This is a genomic window from Tardiphaga sp. 37S4, from assembly GCF_021044645.1.
In the GTDB taxonomy this organism is placed as follows: domain Bacteria; phylum Pseudomonadota; class Alphaproteobacteria; order Rhizobiales; family Xanthobacteraceae; genus Tardiphaga; species Tardiphaga robiniae.
Genome location: NZ_CP088008.1, coordinates 5,195,545 through 5,215,297, shown reverse-complemented (window position 1 = coordinate 5,215,297; position 19,753 = coordinate 5,195,545). Strand labels below are relative to the sequence as shown.

The window sequence follows — 19,753 nt, the reverse complement described above, 5'->3', positions numbered from 1 at the left end:
TCAGCCCGACACTCGGGTAGAAAGAAAGGGGATCTCAGACAAACGGATCTCGGCATCAAGGCCTGTCGCCTCAAACAACATTTCCAATGCGTCTTGCTGCATCTTTTGGTTCGGATGAGGTCCTACGATGACGGCCTTAATGGGCAGAGTATTATTAAATTCCGTGACTTCCAAATAAGGCACGACCGCACCTCTCCTAGCTCTAAAGCGGATTGGCTTCGCGATGCCCTTAAATTTTGGCTCTAACGTAACTCGCTTCGTTCGCACTGGGGCAAGAACCATTCGATATTCGCGTTCCTCGCAGAACCCGCGATGCTTCAGAAACGGTGCTATATGAATAAAATCTCGAACCGCTTCATCTATGTTCTTTCGCCCCGTGATATCACTAATGTCAGCTTTCCCGAATAGCCGCGCGATCATCGCGCCCGCTACGCCATGAAATTTCTTAGGGTCGAACAGTTTCTCAAAGTCGCTGTAGAGCACATCCGCCGTCTTGGACGCTCCGTAAACATATCTGTCGTTCTCGGCATTCATAGCGATGTCTATGCCGCTTTCATCGAATTCGATTGCAAATCCCCCTCCGTCTGAATAGCCGCGCCATTGGCTGAGCAGGCCGTGCCTGAAATCGTCGCTCTCGGAGGAATGTCTGCAGAACGATATTATGAAGAAAGGACTTATTCGATCGATGACGGTCTCGATTGAATTTAGCATGGCATCCGCTTGGGTCGCGTGACCGGCGCGTCCATACTCATCATAGAATTCTTTTTTTAGCAGACCGCGCTTGACGAGCTTCGGAGTGATGTCTGCAATTTCGACCTCCAAAATCGGTCGTATGAGGTCTCGAATGATTGCAGCTTCGGTTAGGTCATTGAGGCAGCGGTAATGTGTCGCGAACAGAGACTTCGATTGAAGTATCCCCGTCAAACCAGAGGCGTCGGTATAGTGAAAGATCGACGCCATCGTTTCATCAGTCCGTCATCGCCATCGCGCGCAAAGCCTGACGCTCGCGCGCCGACAGTTTCTCGGTCTCCGACTTCAACTGGCCGCAAGCGGCGAGAATGTCGCGGCCGCGTGGCGTGCGCACCGGCGAGGAATAGCCGGCATTGAAGATATATTCGGAGAACTTTTCGATCTGGTCCCAGTCGGAACATTCGTAGCGCGTGCCGGGCCACGGATTGAACGGGATCAGATTGATCTTGGCATGGATGCCCTTGAGCATCTTGACCAGCAGCTTGGCGTCCTCGAGCGAGTCGTTGACGCCTTTCAGCATCACATATTCGAAGGTGATGCGCCGTGCGTTGGACGCGCCGGGATAATCGCGGCAGGCCTGCATCAGTTGTTCGAGCGGATATTTCTTGTTCAGCGGCACCAGCTCGTTGCGGAGTTCATCGCGCACCGCATGCAGCGAGATCGCCAGCATGACGCCGATCTCGTCGCCGGTGCGCTTGATGTTCGGCACCACGCCGGAGGTCGACAAAGTGATACGCCGTCGCGAAATGCCGATGCCTTCATTGTCCGACACGATCAGCAGCGCGTCGCGCACCGCATCGAAATTGTAGAGCGGCTCGCCCATGCCCATCATCACGATATTGGTGACGCGGCGGTTGCCGTCTGGCGTTTCCCTGTCGGCCCAGTCGTTGAGGCGGTCGCGGGCAACCATGATCTGGCCGACGATTTCGCCGGCCGTCAGGTTGCGCACCAGCCGCTGGGTACCGGTGTGGCAGAACGAGCAGTTCAGGGTGCAGCCGACCTGCGACGAGACGCAGAGCGTGCCGCGGTCGGTTTCGGGGATATAGACGCACTCGACCTCGTGGGCCTTCTCGCCGGCGGTACCTGAAGGCAGCCGCAGCAGCCATTTCCGGGTGCCGTCATTGGAGATCTGCTCGACCACGACCTCGGGCCGTGCCACCGTGAAATGCTTCTCGAGGTCTTCGCGCATGCCTTTGGAAATACTGGACATTTCGGCGAAGGTCTGGACGCCCCGGACATACATCCAGTGCCAGATCTGTTGCGTCCGCATCTTGCGCTGGGCCGGCGCCACGCCGATGGAACCGAGCTTTTCCGCGATTTCCGTGCGCGACAGGCCGATCAGCGACGGCTTGGCCAGTGGCACATAGGTCTCGGTGGCGATCTTCTCCAGCGGCATCTCGCCCGCGGGCAATGCGCGGGAAGCGTCGATGGCGGAGCCGGCCTCGGCTGAAACGGGGGTCATGGCGTTCGATCTATGATGTCGCGGGAAATCAGGCCTTAAACAGGCCGACCTCAAATAAGCTTTTCGCGCCCGAATGAAAAGGCGCGAAATGCGGCAATATTAACGGCGACAAGGATTTAGCCGGTGTTTGGCGGCAATTACCGCCGGCAATCCTGCGCCAGCCGGTCCAGCGCCTGGGCCAGGCCCTTCAGCGAAAACGTGTCGGTGGTCTCGGTGCCCTTGGCGGAGACGCCCTTCACGGTCACGTCGGCCGCCTTGCGCAGGGCTTCCACCATGCGCTCTTCTTCGGCGGCATTCTTGATCCAGAGCCCGTCGCCCTGCGTATACATCGCATAGCGCGCGCCGCCGACTTCCAGCGTGGACTCGGAGCCCGGCTTCAACTGATAGCCGATCATGATCGAGACTTCGTTGGTCACCTTCTCGGCCGGGCGGGTCGAGACGAAGGCGTAAGCGGGATCGCGCGGGCGGTTCGCCGGATTGGTCTTTGACGACGCCGGCTTGGCCAGAGCAAAGCAGACTTTCTTGCCGTTCGGTGTCGCGGTGTAGGCGCCCCACGAGCCGAACTGTCCGACCAGCGTGGGCTCGGCGCCACCCGCTGCAGCAGGCGCCGCGGCTGCTGGCTTTGCCGGTGTGGGCGCTGCCTTCGGTGCGGCGGCCTTGCCTTTCGATGCAGCGCTCTGCGCCTGCGCAAGATCGGAGATACCGACCATCGCTATACTCATCGACACAACTGTCAGGAATCGCCGCACGGACATCAAGTCTCGATCCTCTATCATTGTGACTGGAAGATGGCTCGCAACAAGACGGCTTTACCAAGACGATCTGGAATCGCTGACGTCACGATGTCTGCCATATCCGCAAATCGCTTTCTTGAAAAGGCAGACGCGACTCCCGCAAGGATAGCAGTCCTTGCCTTGCTGCGCGCTGACGGCGCAGGAGTCATCCTCAGTTTTCTGCTCAGTTTTTTGCACGCGCCGCACGCTGCGCTGCCCACTGCGCATCGCTCCACTGCAGCAGATCCTCTGCGCCAGATGCGCGCAGGTGTGCGCCCCCATCCTGCACCACCATCTCGCCATTGATATAGCCGGCCTGATCGGAAATCAGGAAGCTTGCGAGATTTGCGAGCTCGCTGTGTTCGCCGACGCGGCCGAGCGGGTTCTGCGCCGCAGGGCCGCTGTCGCGTCCCTCGGGCCGCAGCTGCCCGGTCGCGCCGGTGGTGGGGAACGGGCCGGGCGCGATCGCGACGGTGCGGATGCCTCTGGGTCCCCACTCCACCGCGAGCGACTTCGTCATTGCAAGGATTCCAGATTTGGCCATCGCCGATGGCACCGTGAAGGCGCGCCCGGTGATCGTGGATGTCGAGAGGATGCTCAGCACGACGCCCTTGTGGTGTCCTGCGATCCAGCGTCGTCCGGCTTCAAGGGTGCAATACATGGCGCCGTGCAGCGTCGGTGCGAGGATCGCATCGGCGGCGCGGGCAGAGAGGTGCTCGCTCTGTGCGATGAAGGTGGCCGCGGCATTGTTGACGAGGACGTCGAGTGGCCCGTCGCGCCAGATTGTCTCCATCATCGCCTCGACCGCCGCTGCGTCACGAATGTCGCAGGTGAAGGTGCTGACCTTGGCGCTGAAGTCGGTACGCAGTTGTGCTGCAGTTTGTTCGAGCTGTTCAAGTCGGCGACCGCAGATGATGAGCTCGGCACCCAGCTCCGCAAAGCGGCGACTCATGGACGCACCGAGGCCGGAACCGCCGCCGGTGACCAGAATGCGCTTGTTGGCGAGCAGCGTTGTTTCGAACATGGGACGGTTCCTCGGTTGGCCGCGTGGCGGAATTACCTTTTCTCGAATCAGATTGTAGCGCGCCGTCAAATCCGGCATGACTCCCTTCAACTGTCTCAAGCCGAAGGTCAGATGATCAGATGAAAGCCATTCTCTGCTCGCAATTCTGCGAACCCGATGATCTCGCTCTCGCCGATATCGATGATCCCGTTGCCGGTGACGGTCAGGTCGTTATCGCCATCAAGGCGGCGGCGCTGAATTTCTTCGACATCCTGATGATCCAGGGCAAATACCAGATCAAGCCGCCGTTCCCGTTCTCGCCGGCTGCGGAAGTCGCTGGTGTGATCGAGAGCATCGGCAGCGGCGTGACCGGCCTCAAGGTTGGTGACCGTGTGGTCGCATCTGTGGGCCACAATGGCGCCCGTGAAAAGATCGCGGTGCCTGCGGCATCCGCCGTGAAGATTCCCGACAATCTCGATTTCGATCGCGCTGCCGGCGTGATCATCACTTACGGCACGGCGCTGCATGCGCTGGAAGACCGCGCCAGCCCGAAGCCCGGCGAGACGCTGGCCGTGCTCGGCGCCGCGGGCGGCACTGGGCTCGCGGCCTGCGAACTCGGCAAGCTCTTGGGTCTCAAGGTCATCGCCTGCGCATCGTCGGACGAGAAGCTGGAATTCGCCAAGAAGCACGGCGCGGATATTGGCCTGAACTACGCGACCGAAGATCTGAAGGAAGGTCTGAAGAAGCTGACGGACGGCAAGGGTGTCGACATCATCTTCGATCCGGTGGGCGGCAAATATGCCGAAGCATCGCTGCGTGCCATCGCCTGGGAGGGCCGCTTCCTGGTGATCGGCTTCGCTGCCGGCGACATTCCGAAGATGCCGCTTAATCTAGCGCTGCTGAAGGGCTGCGACATCCGCGGCGTGTTCTGGGGCGCCTGGGTACGGCAGAATCCCGAAAAGAACCGCGCTAACCTGGAAAAGCTGGTGAAGTGGGCCGCCGAAGGGAAGATCTCATCCCATGTCGACAAGACTTTCCCATTAGCCAAGACAGCCGATGCGTTGAAGGTACTGGCGGGCCGTCAGGCCATGGGCAAAGTGATCCTTCATCCATAAACTGAATGAGGCGGACGCGGATTACGCGTCCGTTTCACCCTTCGCCAATCCACGTGCGATGGCCGCTCTGGCGGCTTCGCGGTGGTCCGCGTTGATGTGGCTCGCCACCATGCGCAAGGCGGTGGCCAGCACCGCGGCATCATCAGTGAATCCCAGAACGGGCAGCATGTCCGGCACGAAATCGAATGGCAGCACGAAATACGCGATGGCGCCGAGCAGCGCCGCCTGGACATGGCGCGGTGTCTGCCGGTCGAAGGCGCAGTAGTAAGCCGCCAGCAAATCTTCGGCGAAAGGCAGCTTGACCGCCAGTCGCTTGAGCTTGTGCCAGAACTGCTTGCGTACGCTTTCGCGGTCTTTGGCCAGTTCATCGGCTGGCTCGAAGCCCACGCTGTGGTCGGTTGCCATCGGCAATGTCCTCACGGCTGGAGTTTGCAGCCTTTCCGGTAAATGGTGATCCGGCTCCGGCGTCGCAACATTCAGCAACGCTCAGGAGTGGCCGAGTTGCCCGGCGATGGTATTCATGGCCCTGGCCAGATCGACGTCGCGCTTGGTGACGCCATCGGCGTCGTGGGTGGACAGTACTACCTCCACTGTCTTGTAAACATTGCGCCATTCCGGATGGTGGTCGCTCTTCTCGGCGACCAGAGCGACCCGCGCCATGAAACCGAAGGCCTCGTTGAAATCCTTGAACGTAAAGGTCCGGGCGATGGCATCGCGCCCGGAAACCTCGCTCCAGCCCGAGAGCTCCTTGAGCGCCGCCTTGCGGGCCTCGGCCGAGAGTCGTTCCACCATGCCAACCTCCTGCTTCACTTGAACTTTACTCTAACGCCCGGTGACACAGTTGGGATCCATGCCACAATAAGGCAGCAAATGCCGCGCATGCAGGAAAGTAACCAATCGCGCCGGTAACCATGCTGCCGGTGGAACGGCGCGTCGACCTGAAACTTTGCTACATTGTCGCTCGAACCCATTTGGCGCAGATGAATTTGAAGCGATTGTTTTCCAGATCCATGGCAGACGGTCCCGATGTTATCGGGCCGATAGGGCCGCCGTCACCGCGGTCGATCCGGCGCAAGATGACGCTGATTACGCTGGCCGGGACTCTGGCGATCGTTGCTGCCGTGGCTGGCGCTTACTACTTCGCCATGAAGCCGGTACCGCTGCGGATCGCCGTCGGTCCGCCGAACAGCGACGACGTCAAGGTGGTGCAGGCGCTGGTGCAATCGTTCTCGCGCGATCACTATACAGTCCGGCTGCGACCGATCCTCACCGAAGGTGCCACTGCCAGCGCCAAGGCGCTTGCTGATGGCAAGGCCGATCTCGCGATCATCCGCGGCGATCTGGAAGTGCCGAAGAATGCGCGCGCGGTCGCCACGCTGCGCAAGAACGTCGCTGTGATCTGGGTGCCGCCGGCCGCCAAGGGCAAGAAGTCCGGGCCGAAGATCACCAAATTCTCGCAGCTCGCTGGCCGCCGTGTCGGCGTGATCGGCAAGACGCAGGCCAACGTCAACCTGCTGAACATCATCCTGCGGCAATACGGCGTCGATCCGGCCAAGGTCACCATCGTGCAGTTCTCGACCACCGAAGTGGCCGAAGCGGTGAAGGACCAGAAGGTCGATGCGTTCATCGCGGCCGGTCCCGTGAACAGCAAGATCACCAATGATGCGATCCAGGCCTCGAGCCGCGATGGCACGCCGACCTTCCTCGCGATCGATTCGGCTGAAGCCATCGCGCAGAATTTCCCGATGTATGAATCATCGGAAATTCCTGCAGGCGCCTTCGGCGGCGCGCCGGCGCGGCCGGACGATGACGTCAAGACCATCAGCTTTTCGCATCACATCGTGGCACGGCAGAGCCTGTCGGATGTGACCATCGCCGCCTTCACGCGGCAGCTGTTTGCGATCCGTCAGCAGATCATCAATGACTTCCCGCTGGCGGCGAAGATCGAGACGCCGGATACCGATAAGGATGCGGTGATCCCCGTGCATCCCGGCGCGGCCGCCTATGTGGATGGCGAAGAAAAGACCTTCCTCGATCGCTACAGCGATTACATCTGGTGGAGCCTGATGGGGCTCTCGGCGATGGGCTCGATCGGCGCCTGGTTCGCCAGCTATCTGAAGAAGGATGAGCGCAACGTGAATGTGTCAGAGCGCGATCGTCTGCTCGACATGATTGCCGCCGCGCGCAAGAGCGAGTCCCTCGAAGAGCTCGATACGATGCAGGCGGAAGCCGACGATATTCTGCGTCATACGCTGAATTGCTACGAGCATGGTGCCATTGAGGAAGGCACGCTGACAGCCTTCAATATTGCGCTCGAGCAATTCCACAACGCCGTCGCCGACCGCAAGGCGCTGATCGGCATGATCCCGCCGGAGCCGATGAATCCGCCGGAGCAATTGCGTCAGCCGCCGCGGCCGCTGGCGGTCTAGAGTCTTTCGTTTTGACGCGTTTTCTTCACGCGAACCGGGACCACTTCGCTTGAAAACGCTTTAGCGCTTGAGATAGCGCCAGCCGATCACGACGCCGCTCGCCGAGACGATGGTGCCGAGAATCGACAGCAGCCACACCACGATGTCCCAGGCCGGGCGATACATCAGCAGCAGCTGAAAATCGAAACTGTGCAGCGCATTGAACAGCCAGCGATAGGTACGCCGGCTTGAGTCGACGCGGCCGAGAATGTCGCCGGTGACGGGACTGATGTGAAACCAGGTCTGCGCGTCGTCATCGAATTTGGCGCGCAACACCGGCAGCTCGCGGTCATTGTGATGTGCGTACCAATAAGCGTCGTATTTTCTGAGGCTTAGCCGGTTTTCGATCCGCGAATCCGGAAGCAGTTTTGTTGCGGCGTTCCAGAGGCGGTCTTGCGGCAGTCTTGCGATTTCGCCGCTTGTCGGATTGATCGCCATTTTCGTGCCGTCGCGCTTCGCGACGATCATCAGCGGCATGCCGTCGATCCATACGAAGCGCGCTTCGACCGCGGCCTTGTCCGCCGGTGCGCGAATGGCCGCAGCGATATCAGGCGCGTCATGGCCGGCATAGCGTTGCAATACCTCGCGTGGCGTATTGCGGTCGGCAAAAACGCGGCCGGGATCGAGCGACAGCCAGCCCGAGAACATCCAGGTCAGCACGAACAGGCCCGCGATCAGTCCGGTGACGTGATGCCACGCCATCCAGCCGCGATAGGGCGTGATGTTGCCGTTCGCATAGCGTCGCTTCAGGCGAACGCGCAGAATACCGATCCAGATTCCGGTAACGCCGACGATCAAACAGATGCCGGAGATCCACAACACCACGAGCCGCCACAGCGGACCGTCCTTGCGCAGCAAGGTCGGATAGATCCAGTGCGGGATCGAGCCGAGCCAGTTCCAGACGCGTTCGGTGCGGTTGGTATCGAGCGCGATCTCGCCGGAGCGTGAGGAGACGTAAAGCTTGGTGCCGGCATCGTCGCCGAGGGTGATCAGATAAAATGGGCGTAGCGGATCGTAGCGCGCGGTGACGCTCCATTGATCGCGATCGACGATCTCGTCGAGCTGAGGCGACTTGCTGGCGGGATGATGCCCGGCAACGGCAAGTGCCTGCTGTTCGTTGACCTCGGTGATGGTACGGCCATCGACGGCGGAGATGGTTTGCCGGTTGCCGTCCCAGCCAGTCAACCGATACACCGGCTCATCGGCGATCATGTTCAATCGCAGTTCACGCGGATAGTGCGTGGTCTCAGCCTTCTTCATCGCCTCGTCGGGAGAGAGCGCCACTTTCTCCCAGACGATATCGGGCAATGCCGCCAGCCGCTCTTTATCGGAGAGGCCGGGAAACGCGACATACATCATCACCACGCCGGAGATGAACCACATCGCGAAGAAGAGACAGGTGACGATGCCGACCCAGCGGTGACCGATATACAGCCACCGCCGGAGTGTTCGTGTCAGTGTGCGTGGCACGCTCAGAACTTTACATTGACGGCGAGTTGAGCGGTGCGCGGTAGGCCGAGCAGCCACTGATTGGTGCCGCCCGATGTTGCATAAACCTCGTCGAGCAGATTGTAGACTCGGAACGACACCGTCGTATTGCGGTCGGCCTTCCACTGCACGCCGGCATTGACAACCTGATAGGCAGGACGCACGAGCGTGTTGGCGTTATCTGCATAGATGCGGCCGACGAATTGGACGCCCACATTTGCCGACCAGTCCGGTGCAAAGGCCCAGGTCGCCCAGATGTTGGAGACGTTCTGCGGCACATTGGCCGGCACGTTGCCGGCGTAGTTCACCGCAACGCCGCCAACTGACTGCACGAAGTCATCATATTTCGCGCGCAGGAAAGCGGTATTGGCATCGATGCGCCAGCCGTGGTCGAGGGCGAGGCCGACCGAAGCCTCGACGCCGCGCGACGACTGCTGGCCGACCTGGACGACCATTGACGGCAAGTTCGGATCGCGCGCCAACAGGTTGTTTTTGACGATCTGATAGCCGGCTAAGGTCCACTCGCCGCGGCCACCCCAGAACGATTGTTTGACGCCGATCTCGACCTGCTTACCTGTCGCTAGTTCGAAGTTCTTGTTTGTCGCCGCCAGCGAGACTAGTCCGCCAACCGGATCTACGGCTGTAGAATATTGGCCGTAGAAGGCCAGGTCCTTGATGGGCGTATAGACCGCTCCGGCGCGCCAGCTGGTCGCTGAGAAGGATTTCTCGAAACTGTTACCGGGGGTGACGTAGTCGGTGCGATTGATAGTCGGCTCGTCCTGCCGGATCCCAGCGATCAGAGAGAGTTGTTCCGTGATCGACAGACGGTTCTCGGCGAATAGGCCGTACTGGTTGGTCGTGGTGCTGAAGCCCGGAACCGTTTGGGTCGTTGTCGCAGCGAAGGAGCCAGGGAAGAAATCGGTGAGCGACACCGACGACGTGCCGCCATAGGGCGAGTTGTTGGTGTGTTTGAAGTCGATCTGGTTGACGTCGAAGCCGGCGACAAATTCGTTAACCATGCCAAAGATATGGCCGCGGAACGTCGCGTCGAAGCGGTCGCCGATCTGCTGCTGGTCGTGGAAGATCTCGATATAGTCGCTGCGATTGATGCGGCCCGTTGCGGCGCTGAAGTTGTAGGTCTCGACGTCTTTCCAGTGCCGCTGGCTGTTCAGGTAGTACAGGGTGTTGCGCAGCGTAATGCTGTCTGTCACCTGCCACTCGGTCTTCACCTGGTTCCAGCTGTCCTGATAGCGGATGCTGCTGTCGCCGACATTGTAATTCCTGAAGCGCAGGGACTCATCGAGCTTGCCGTTGATCAGCGGTGTGCCGAAATAGCGCGACGGGCTGCGATCGCCGTAATCCGTAGAGATCGTCCAGGTGATGTCTTCGGTCTGCTTGATCTGGACGGCGGCATGCACTTCGACATTGGAGGTGTTGTCACGATCGACCCAGCCGTCCGACATGTTGCCGGTCGCGGTGATGCGATAGGCGACATCCTTGTTGATCGGTCCACCGCTATCCACTGCAATGCGCCGGGTCATGTTGCTGTCGAGCGAGATTTCGGCCTGATTGCGCGGCACCCAAAGCGGCAGTTTCGAGATGACGTTGATGGCGCCGCCGACGGCACCTTCGCCATACATCACCGATGCCGGGCCGCGTAGCACCTCAACGCGCTCAGCTGACCAGGTATCATAGGGGAAGGTCAGTGTGCCCGAGCCGACATAGAGCCGTGTGCCGTCATACAGAGTCATCACGGTGCCGTTGCCGGTGAAGCCGCGGGTGTTGAAGGCGATGCTGCCATTGCCCGGCGCCGGGCTTGCGGTGAAGCCGGTGGCGTTCTGTGTCACGGCGTCAATCAGGTTCTGCTGGCCGCGTTCGGCCATGGTTTCCGCCGAGATCACTTCGACGCTGGCCGGCGTCTGCAGGCGCGTGAGGCCGAGGCGGCTGCCGGTGGATGTAGTGCCTGTGAGGTTGAGCGTCGGCGCTGCGAAGACAGCGCCTGTCGGCGTGGCAACCGGCGCGCCGGTATTGGCAGCGACATTGCGCTGTTGCCGCGAGCGCGTAGCGCGCGATGCATTGCCGTTCGTGGCGCGGCGTGCGCGCTGAGGCGTCGCTGACGGCTGAACGACAACAGGATCGAGCGTCTGGCTCGACTGTGAGGTTTGCGACCAGCTTTCGCTCGGACACAACAAGCAGGAGAGAGCAACAGAATAAAGAAAGGGAGTATGTCGCTTCAATGCGACGGGAGAAACGGAGGTCATGAACAGGACTCGCGGTTACGTGGCACGTCACCGCAAACCAAGTCGCCCCGCCCAAACAGGCAGTGTGACTTCCACCAGGACACCCCGCCCAATGTGCTCGCGTGTGACCACGACTGGCGGCAGGTCTCCTGGCTCGCGGGTCAATGCCTGTCGCCGCCTTCCCAGGTGAACACCCAGTGGCTCTTGGCGCAGGCTCGCCGCTTACAGTTGCGGGGGCAGCCGCGGAATCGGGGGATCCCCCTCACCGCATTCCCTTTTGATCCCCGAAGGGAACCGTCGCGTTCACGTTAAGGTGAAATTTCCAAATGTGTCAATCAAGCTGCCAGCCATTCGCAACTTGCTTTGGCGGGTGTTGATATTGCGCATCACCTGTCATCGCAGCGTCAAGTGTTCTGCCTAGCACCACGGGTGCCAGAGCCAGGATCAGGAGTTCGCCATGGCGCTACGTATCTCCCGCCGTCGTTTTCTCGCGCACTCAGCCGCAGCAGGCGCGAGCTTCCTTGCGATGCCCTATCTCAGCCGCGCCGCCGATCGCCCGATGGTGTCGCATGGCATTCAGTCCGGCGATGTCGGGATCAATAGCGGTATGATCTGGTCGCGCGCCGATCGACCGGCGCAGATGATGGTGGAAGTCGCCACTACCGAATCCTTCAGCAATGCGCGCATGTTGCCGGCTATCACGGCGCTGCCCGAGAGCGATTTCACGGCGAAGCTGCTGCTCGATAATCTGCCGGCCGGGCAGGATATCTTCTACCGCGTCAAATTCCGCGATCTCTCGCATACCGAGATCGTCGGCGAGCCGGTGATCGGTCGCTTCCGCACCGCGCCGGCGGATCGCCGCGATGTGTCCTTTGTTTGGGGCGGCGATGTCGCCGGACAGGGCTGGGGAATCAATGCCGAGGATGGCGGCATGGTCACCTATGCCACCATGCGCAACCACAACCCGGATTTCCTGATCCATTCCGGCGATACGATCTACGCCGATGGTCCGATCCTGCCTGAAACGAAACTGCCTGACGGCACGATCTGGAAGAACACCATCACGGTGCCGGAGAAGGCGAAGGTCGCCGAAACGCTCGATGAATTCCGCGCCGCGCACAAATACAATCTGCTCGACGACAATGTTCGCGCCTTCAATGCGCAGGTGCCGATCTTCGGCCAGTGGGACGATCATGAAGTCACCAACAACTGGTCGCTCTCGAAGCAGTTGCCGTCGTCTTACAAGGAGCGCGACATCACGCTGCTGGCTGCGCGCGGCGCCCGTGCCTTTCACGAGATGTATCCGATCTCGGTCAATCCGGCCGAACCCGGCCGCGTCTATCGCACGCTCAATTACGGCCCGCATCTCGATGTCTTCATGCTGGACGAGCGCAGCTATCGCGGGCCCAACGGCCCGAACCTGCAGGAGAGCTATGGTCCCGATGCGTATTTCATCGGTCCGGAGCAGATGGCCTGGCTGAAGCGCGCATTGATGGCCTCGAAGGCGACCTGGAAGGTCATCGCCTCGGATATGCCGATCGGCCTCGTCGTCTATGACAACGCCGCCGACAAAACCGGGTCTGAGGCCATCGCGCAGGGCGACGGACCAGTGCGGGGCCGCGAGCTGGAAATCGCCGATATCCTGCGCTTCATCAAATCGGCCGGTATCCGCAACACGGTCTGGCTGACCGCCGACGTGCATTACACGGCGGCGCATTACTACAATCCGGAAAAGGCGCAGTTTCAGGATTTCGAGCCGTTCTGGGAGTTCGTTTCGGGCCCGTTTCACGCCGGAACCTTCGGCCCGGCGGCGCTCGACAATACCTTCGGTCCCGAGGTCCGTTTCGTGAAGGCGCCGGGGCCCGATAAGCAGAATTTGCCCCCGTCGGCCGGCATGCAGTTCTTCGGTCACGTCAAAATCGACGGCCAAAGCGGCCAAATGACCGTTACCTTGCGGGATCGGGCCGATATGGCCCTTTGGGCCACGGTTCTGGACCCGAAATTGGGCTAACCATTTGGCAGATTCGCATTGTTTTTCGGCGATTTCCCCCTATATTGCGCCGCAACGCGTCCGAGTACCCGGCCCCTTCTGGCCGGGTTTGCTTTTGGAGGGATTGCCCCAGCGCGTTTTCAGACGAGGCAGTTATCGAACGCGCTCGAGCGCAAGGCATAAGCCTTTTGTTGTCGAGCATGTCTTGTTGAACCCGCTCAAGGGCACCCAGACCGTAACCAGAAGAAGACCTATGAACCTTCGCAACATTGCTATCATCGCCCACGTTGACCACGGCAAAACCACTCTCGTGGACAAGCTGCTGCAGCAGTCGGGCACGTATCGCGACAATCAGCGCGTCCAGGAACGCGCGATGGATTCGAACGACATCGAAAAAGAGCGCGGCATCACCATTCTCGCCAAGTGCACCTCGGTGCTGTGGGATGAAGTCCAGATCAACATCGTCGACACCCCGGGCCACGCTGACTTCGGCGGCGAAGTCGAACGCATCCTGTCGATGGTCGATGGCGTGATCGTGCTCGTCGACGCCGCTGAAGGCCCGATGCCGCAGACCAAGTTCGTGGTCGGCAAGGCGCTGAAGCTCGGCCTCAAGCCGATCGTCGCGATCAACAAGGTCGACCGTCAGGACGCCCGCATCACCGAAGTCGTCAACGAAGTGTTCGACCTGTTCGCAGCGCTCGACGCCACCGACGACCAGCTCGATTTCCCGATTCTGTACGGATCGGGCCGCAACGGCTGGATGGCCGACAGCCCGGACGCGTCGCATGATGTCGGCATGAAGCCGCTGTTCGATCTCGTCATCAAGCATGTCGCGCCGCCGGTGGTCGAAGAAGGTGCGTTCCGCATGCTCGGCACCATCCTCGAAGCCAACCCCTATCTCGGCCGTATCATCACCGGCCGCATCTCGGCGGGCTCGGTGAAGCCGAACCAGGCCGTCAAGGTGCTGTCGCGTGACGGCAAGGTCGTCGAAACCGGCCGTATCACCAAGATCCTGGCCTTCCGCGGTCTCGAGCGCCAGCCGGTGGAACTCGCCGAAGCTGGCGACATCGTTGCCATCGCCGGCCTGCCGAAGGGCACTGTCGCCGATACCTTCTGCGATCCGTCGGTTGAAATTCCGATCCAGGCGCAGCCGATCGATCCGCCGACCGTGTCGATGTCCTTCATCGTCAACAACTCGCCGCTCGCCGGCACCGAAGGCGACAAGGTCACCAGCCGCCTGATCCGCGACCGCCTGTTGCGCGAAGCCGAAGGCAATGTCGCGCTCAAGGTTGTCGAATCTGCCGATCGCGACGCGATGGAAGTGTCGGGCCGCGGCGAATTGCAGCTCGCGATCCTGATCGAGAACATGCGCCGCGAAGGCTTCGAACTGTCGGTGTCGCGTCCACGCGTGGTTCTCACCAAGGACGAAAACGGCAACACGCTGGAGCCAGTCGAGGAAGTCGTCATCGACGTCGATGAGGAATTCTCCGGCGTGGTCGTTCAGAAGATGAGCGAACGCAAGGCCGAGATGATCGAGATGCGTCCTTCGGGCGGCAACCGCCTGCGTCTGGTGTTCTACGCGCCGACCCGCGGCCTGATCGGCTATCAGGGCGAACTCATGACCGATACCAAGGGTACCGCGATCATGAACCGTCTGTTCCACGACTACCTGCCCTATAAGGGCGAGATCGCCGGCCGCCGTAACGGCGTGTTGATCTCCAACGACCAGGGCGAAGCGGTGGCCTACGCCATGTTCAAGCTGGAAGATCGCGGCCCGATGATGATCGAGCCGGGCTGGAAGGTCTACAAGGGCATGATCATCGGCGAGCACACCCGCGAGAACGATCTCGAACTCAACGTTCTCAAGGGCAAGCAGCTCTCCAACATCCGCACCACCTCGAAGGATGAAGCGGTGCGTTTGACGCCGCCGATCCGCATGACCCTCGAAAAGGCGCTGGCCTATATCGAGAGCGACGAGCTGGTCGAGATCACCCCGAAGTCAATCCGCCTGCGCAAGAAGCATCTCGATGCCAACGACCGCAAGCGCGCCGAAAAGACCAAGGAAGTGATCGCGTAAGCGAGAGCATTCTTTGACTGGTTACGAAATGCCCGGCGAAAGCCGGGCATTTTTGTTTGGTGCGATGCCTTCACTCCGCCCCTCATGGTGAGGAGGCGCGCAGTGCCGTCTCGAACCATGAGTTGGTGTCGCGCCGACGCTCGTGGCCATCCTTCGAGACGCCGCTGCGCGGCTCCTCAGGATGAGGGCGGAGTCAATTTGCCGGCGCTCCCACCTGCTTCAACGGATCGGCCTTCGCAAACGCGTCCATCGCCTCGCAGGTAGCGACGATGCGATTGATGGTTGGAATACCTGCAATCTCGATCTTCAGCACCTTCATGGTTGCGGTGATGCTGAGCAGACAGATGTCGGCGATGGTCACCTCGTCGCCATGACAGAAGCGGCCGGTGGCGGGCTCGCTGGCGAGGCGATTCTCCACGGCGACGAGGCCCGTGGTGAACCAGTGCACCAGCCAGGCGCGAACTGCGGCATCGTCGAAGCCGGCGGTGATGGCGAGATATTTGCGCACACGCGGCGTAATGAGCGGGTGGGTGTCGGCGGCCAGCATCGCGGCGATCGAACGCACGCGGGCGCGGCCGTGTGGATCGCTCGGCAGCAGCGGCGGGGTCGGATGGATCTCGTCGAGGAATTCCAGGATCGCCAGCGACTGCGTCAGCGGCAGGTGGCCGGGCTCGATCAGGGCCGGAATCGCGCCGAGCGGATTGATCTTGAGGAACGCGTCGCCGCGCTGCTCGCCCTTGTCGAGGTCGATCACGCGCTCGTGCGCTTCCAATCCCTTCAGGTTGAGCGCCACGCGGACGCGATAGGTCGCGGACGTCCGCCAGAAGCCGTAGAGTTCAAAATCGTGTGGGGCTGTCATGCATCTTCTCCGAGGGCAGCGGTGGCTTGAATAATTCAAGCAAGCCTTTATCCCGTTGTCACCCGTTTCCCATCCGCTGTGAATACCGACGCGATGACCAGACTGCCTTCCGAAGTAGATGTCGCCATCATCGGAGCCGGCGCTGCCGGCCTCGGCGCCGCGCGTATGCTGGAAGGTTCCGGGCTCTCCGTGATTGTGCTGGAAGCGCGCGACCGGATCGGCGGCCGTGCCCATACGATCATGGCGGCCCCCGGCATTCCGTTCGATCTGGGCTGTGAATGGCTGCACTCCGCCGACAAGAATGACTTCGTCGGCATCGCGAAAGAGCTCGGCTTCGCCGTGGACAAGTCGCGCCCGCCGTGGCGCGATCAGGCTTATGACGTCGCCTTCTCAAAGGCGAAGCGCGATGAGTTCTTCGCCGCGATCGACGCGTTCTATGAGCGCGCCGAGGAGGCCGCAGAAAACGAGATCGATGCGCCGGCGGCGACATGCCTTGAGCCCGGCAATCCGTGGAATCCGATGATCGATGCGGTCTCGACCTATATCAACGGTTTCGAGCTCAAGGATGTGTCGCTGCACGACATGGATGCCTATGAGGACACGGACATCAACTGGCGCCTGCCCGATGGCTACGGTGCGCTGATCGCGGCCTATGGCGCGCCATGTTCGGTAGCGCTGAATACCGAAGTGACACTCATCGATCATTCCGGTGCGCCTATCCGCATCGAGACGTCGCGCGGCACGCTCCGTGCAGCGAAAGTCATCGTCTGCGTGCCGACCAATCTTATCGCCAACGAGAATTTCTGTTTTACGCCGCCTTTGCCCGGCAAGGTCGAGGCCGCGGCCGGCCTGCCGCTCGGCGCCGACAACAAGGTAATGCTGGCGCTCTCCGACGCGGAGAAGTGGCCGTCCGATATCGGGTTGCGCGGCGCCGCCCTGCGCACCGGTGTCGGCAGCTTTCATCTGCGCCCGTCCGGCCGCCCCTGCATCGCCGGCTTCTTCGGGGGCAGGTTCGCACGCGACCTGGAAGACGCCGGCCAGGGTGCACTCGCCGCGCAAAGCATCGACGAGATCGTGGCGCTGCTCGGCTCAGACATCCGCAGCAAGCTCACGCCGCTCGCGGAATCCCGCTGGGGACATGATCGCTTCGCGCAAGGCGCCTATTCGGCGGCAAAGCCCGGCCATGCCGATGCGCGCGCGGTTCTCGCGGCGCCAGTGGATGGCAGGCTGTTCTTTGCCGGCGAAGCGACATCGCCGAATTTCTTCTCGACGGCGCATGGGGCGCGAGAGAGTGGAGAGCGGGCGGCGAAGGACGTGATGGCTACAGGCAAGCAGAGCAAAGCGTAGACGCTCGCTTACTCTATCACCCTCGCCCTCATCCCCGCGTCCGGCACGATACACGCCTCGGTCTTTCCGAAGATACGATAGCGGTTCGTTGCGATCAGGCTGTAGACCGGATTGCGCAGCGCCTTCGGCACGGCGAACAGCATGCGCACCCATTGCCAGCCGGGCAGGGTCGACAGCACCGTCAGCGCCGCATCGGATCTGACATAAGCCACGCCGCCATGGATCACCGCATTGGTGTCGGGATCGGCGGGATCGATGCCGAAATGGCGGGCGAGGCGGCTGCCATAGTCGGACTGGATCGGGGTGAAGCGAAAGCGATGATCAGTGTCGCGTTTGGCGACGAACTGGATCCAGCGCGAGCAGAAGATACAGACGCCGTCATAGAGGATGACGTCGTCGTCGGGCCAGGGCTCGGTCACTGCACTGTCCACTCCGGTTGCGCAGGTTTGCGCGTCATCGCTTCCTCGCCGTGATGGCCTTCAAAGCCTTGTCCAGCGCAGCACCATAGATGTCGTCACCGCCGTCGCTTTCCGCAAGCCAGTGGCCTTCGTTGTGGAAGGCCGGCAGTTCATGAAAATCGACTCTGTCGCCGCCTTTGCGAAACGCATCGGCGAGCTGACGTGACAGGGCCGGCGAAAAATAGCTGTCATTGCGCGCAACGAGCCAGATCACTGGTGTGTGCGCCGTCTGTCCGAAGGTTGCGGCAGCGGCGATCAGGCGCTGCGGCGCGCAGACGTCATTCGGCCGGTCATTGGCATGGCCGCCGCGTCCGGGGGCAAAGGCAATGATCGCTCTGACGCCTTGCGGATTGGCGCCGGCCATGGCGAGCGCGCCCCAGCCGCCCGCGGAATGGCCGACGACGATCGTACCGTCGCTGCGAATGAAGGGTTGTTTGCGAATGTCAGTCATCGCTGCGGCGATACTATCCGCCGTGGCGCGGCCGGCGCCGAGATAGTCGGCATTGTCGCAGCCGCCCTGGTCTTCGAGATAACGCCCGCCGGTTAAGCCATGGCCGGGGCGCTCGGGCACCAGCACGGCGTAGCCACGCCCAACGAACCAGGAGGCCAGTGCGCGATATTCCGGTTGCGGCATCTGCGCGCGGCGCAGCGCATTCTGCGTGGTGGCATGCGCAATGACAGCGAGCGGGAACGGGCCATTGCCGGGTGGGCGGAATAGCACCGCGCGGGAACTGGTATTTGGATCGGGCGACGCTACCGACCAGACCTGCCGGCGATGCGGCGCTTCTTCCGGGGCCTGCGCGCCTGATGTCTGGGCTGCGGCAGTAGCGGCGCTTCCGAGCAATGCAGCCAGCAGGCAAAGCGCTTGGACGTGTTTCATGAGCGCTCAGGGACTTTCGTGCGGACGCAATGCCTGTCGAACTCTACACGCCGCGAATCACATTGATGCAGTTGTGCACATCGATACGCGTGTGCAACTGCGACACGACTCGCGCGATACGTGCCAGCAGTGGAAAACATGGCGTTCGGCGCGCATTGGATGCAGCTCTGTCCTTTTTCGATACAACTCTTTCGGTAAACTGATGCTGAAAATCCACACGTTAACCGATAATTAACGATGGACCTTGAAGAGCGCCCGCCGACTTGCTTTGATCCCCTCATGAGCACAACCCTGATCGAGGTTCGGCCGGCCAAAGCTGCGGATGCAGCCGCGGTGGCGTCCACCCATGACGAAGCCTGGCGCGCGGCCTATCAAGGTCTCATCCCGGGCCCCGAATTGGAAAAGCTGATCAACCGCCGCGGTCCCGGCTGGTGGGATTCGGCGATCCGCAAGGGCAGCCGCGTCAGCGTTTTGTGCTTCGGTGACAAGGTCGCCGGCTACGCCAATTACGGTCGCAACCGCGCCCGCAGCCTGCAGTTCGAAGGCGAGATCTACGAACTTTACCTGCGTCCGGAATTCCAGGGCCTCGGCTTCGGCCGCCGGCTGTTCGCCTCCGCCAAGCGCGATCTCGTGCAGAGCGGGCTGAAGAGCATGGTGATCTGGGCGCTGTCGGACAATGAGGGCGCCACGGAGTTCTACCGCGCTCTGGGTGGCCGTATGGTGGCCCGTTCCTCGGAGCGTTTCGGCGCAAAATCGCTCGATAAAGTGGCATTCGCCTGGACGAATTAAGCCATTAAGCCGGTTCATGATTTTCTGGTCTCGCAGGCGTTGAATCCGGGCTCT

Annotated in this window: 17 protein-coding genes and 1 riboswitch; of the genes, 6 read left to right on the top strand and 11 right to left on the bottom strand. The window is 61.3% G+C overall.

Annotation, left to right across the window (positions count from 1 at the left end; translation table 11 throughout):
• The 4 genes from LPB73_RS24685 to LPB73_RS24670 all read right to left on the bottom strand — a co-directional run bounded on the left by LPB73_RS24685 (position 1) and on the right by LPB73_RS24670 (position 4,009).
• Positions 1-960, bottom strand: a complete 960-nt coding sequence (locus tag LPB73_RS24685) for a DUF2971 domain-containing protein (protein ID WP_231078528.1) — start codon at positions 958-960, stop codon at positions 1-3.
• Positions 961-967: 7 nt separating this feature from the next.
• A complete protein-coding gene (gene rlmN / locus LPB73_RS24680; protein WP_089266898.1) occupies positions 968-2,146 on the bottom strand; it encodes a 23S rRNA (adenine(2503)-C(2))-methyltransferase RlmN in 1,179 nt (392 codons plus the stop codon).
• A 203-nt stretch (positions 2,147-2,349) separates the two neighbouring features.
• Positions 2,350-2,967, bottom strand: coding sequence for an invasion associated locus B family protein (locus tag LPB73_RS24675; RefSeq protein WP_176454685.1), 618 nt, complete (start codon positions 2,965-2,967; stop codon positions 2,350-2,352).
• Between the two features lie 202 nt (positions 2,968-3,169).
• Positions 3,170-4,009, bottom strand: coding sequence for an SDR family oxidoreductase (locus tag LPB73_RS24670; RefSeq protein WP_231078527.1), 840 nt, complete (start codon positions 4,007-4,009; stop codon positions 3,170-3,172).
• A gap of 119 nt (positions 4,010-4,128) precedes the next feature.
• Between LPB73_RS24670 and LPB73_RS24665 the strand changes: the two genes are divergently transcribed.
• Complete coding sequence (locus LPB73_RS24665; RefSeq protein WP_231078526.1) at positions 4,129-5,103, top strand: NADPH:quinone oxidoreductase family protein; 975 nt, start codon at positions 4,129-4,131, stop codon at positions 5,101-5,103.
• Positions 5,104-5,124: 21 nt separating this feature from the next.
• Here the strand turns inward: LPB73_RS24665 and LPB73_RS24660 are convergent, their stop codons facing one another.
• On the bottom strand, positions 5,125-5,508 hold the full coding sequence (locus tag LPB73_RS24660; RefSeq protein ID WP_231078525.1) for a YkvA family protein: 384 nt from the start codon (positions 5,506-5,508) through the stop codon (positions 5,125-5,127).
• 81 nt (positions 5,509-5,589) lie between these two features.
• Positions 5,590-5,913, bottom strand: coding sequence for a 4a-hydroxytetrahydrobiopterin dehydratase (locus tag LPB73_RS24655; RefSeq protein WP_256461208.1), 324 nt, complete (start codon positions 5,911-5,913; stop codon positions 5,590-5,592).
• Between the two features lie 200 nt (positions 5,914-6,113).
• Here LPB73_RS24655 and LPB73_RS24650 point away from each other — a divergent pair, with 200 nt between their 5' ends.
• Entirely contained in the window at positions 6,114-7,532 is a 1,419-nt protein-coding gene (locus LPB73_RS24650) for a TAXI family TRAP transporter solute-binding subunit (protein WP_089266522.1), read from the top strand.
• Between the two features lie 60 nt (positions 7,533-7,592).
• On the opposite strand, the gene LPB73_RS24645 is transcribed toward LPB73_RS24650, so the two are convergent.
• Positions 7,593-9,041, bottom strand: a complete 1,449-nt coding sequence (locus tag LPB73_RS24645) for a PepSY domain-containing protein (RefSeq protein WP_231078523.1) — start codon at positions 9,039-9,041, stop codon at positions 7,593-7,595.
• A gap of 2 nt (positions 9,042-9,043) precedes the next feature.
• Entirely contained in the window at positions 9,044-11,320 is a 2,277-nt protein-coding gene (locus LPB73_RS24640; RefSeq protein ID WP_231078522.1) for a TonB-dependent receptor, read from the bottom strand.
• A 101-nt stretch (positions 11,321-11,421) separates the two neighbouring features.
• Positions 11,422-11,611, bottom strand: a riboswitch (cobalamin riboswitch).
• A 145-nt stretch (positions 11,612-11,756) separates the two neighbouring features.
• Here LPB73_RS24640 and LPB73_RS24635 point away from each other — a divergent pair.
• Positions 11,757-13,310 (top strand): alkaline phosphatase D family protein, encoded by a 1,554-nt coding sequence (locus LPB73_RS24635; RefSeq protein WP_231078521.1) that lies wholly within the window; start codon positions 11,757-11,759, stop codon positions 13,308-13,310.
• 232 nt (positions 13,311-13,542) lie between these two features.
• Positions 13,543-15,366, top strand: a complete 1,824-nt coding sequence (gene typA, locus LPB73_RS24630) for a translational GTPase TypA (protein WP_089266528.1) — start codon at positions 13,543-13,545, stop codon at positions 15,364-15,366.
• Positions 15,367-15,559: 193 nt separating this feature from the next.
• Here the strand turns inward: typA and maiA are convergent, their stop codons facing one another.
• Positions 15,560-16,225, bottom strand: coding sequence for a maleylacetoacetate isomerase (maiA, locus tag LPB73_RS24625; RefSeq protein WP_231078520.1), 666 nt, complete (start codon positions 16,223-16,225; stop codon positions 15,560-15,562).
• Between the two features lie 93 nt (positions 16,226-16,318).
• Between maiA and LPB73_RS24620 the strand changes: the two genes are divergently transcribed.
• Positions 16,319-17,572: a flavin monoamine oxidase family protein gene (locus tag LPB73_RS24620; protein WP_231078519.1), complete on the top strand. Its 1,254-nt coding sequence runs from the start codon at positions 16,319-16,321 to the stop codon at positions 17,570-17,572.
• An 8-nt stretch (positions 17,573-17,580) separates the two neighbouring features.
• On the opposite strand, the gene LPB73_RS24615 is transcribed toward LPB73_RS24620, so the two are convergent.
• Both LPB73_RS24615 and LPB73_RS24610 read right to left on the bottom strand, forming a co-directional pair.
• On the bottom strand, positions 17,581-17,991 hold the full coding sequence (locus LPB73_RS24615; RefSeq protein ID WP_231078518.1) for a thiol-disulfide oxidoreductase DCC family protein: 411 nt from the start codon (positions 17,989-17,991) through the stop codon (positions 17,581-17,583).
• 34 nt (positions 17,992-18,025) lie between these two features.
• Positions 18,026-18,910, bottom strand: coding sequence for an alpha/beta hydrolase family protein (locus tag LPB73_RS24610; protein WP_231078517.1), 885 nt, complete (start codon positions 18,908-18,910; stop codon positions 18,026-18,028).
• Between the two features lie 279 nt (positions 18,911-19,189).
• On the opposite strand from LPB73_RS24610, the gene LPB73_RS24605 reads away from it, so the two are divergent.
• The gene (locus LPB73_RS24605; RefSeq protein ID WP_068737851.1) at positions 19,190-19,699 is read left to right on the top strand and encodes a GNAT family N-acetyltransferase; all 510 of its coding nucleotides are present in this window, start codon (positions 19,190-19,192) and stop codon (positions 19,697-19,699) included.
• The last annotated feature ends 54 nt before the right edge of the window (positions 19,700-19,753 follow it).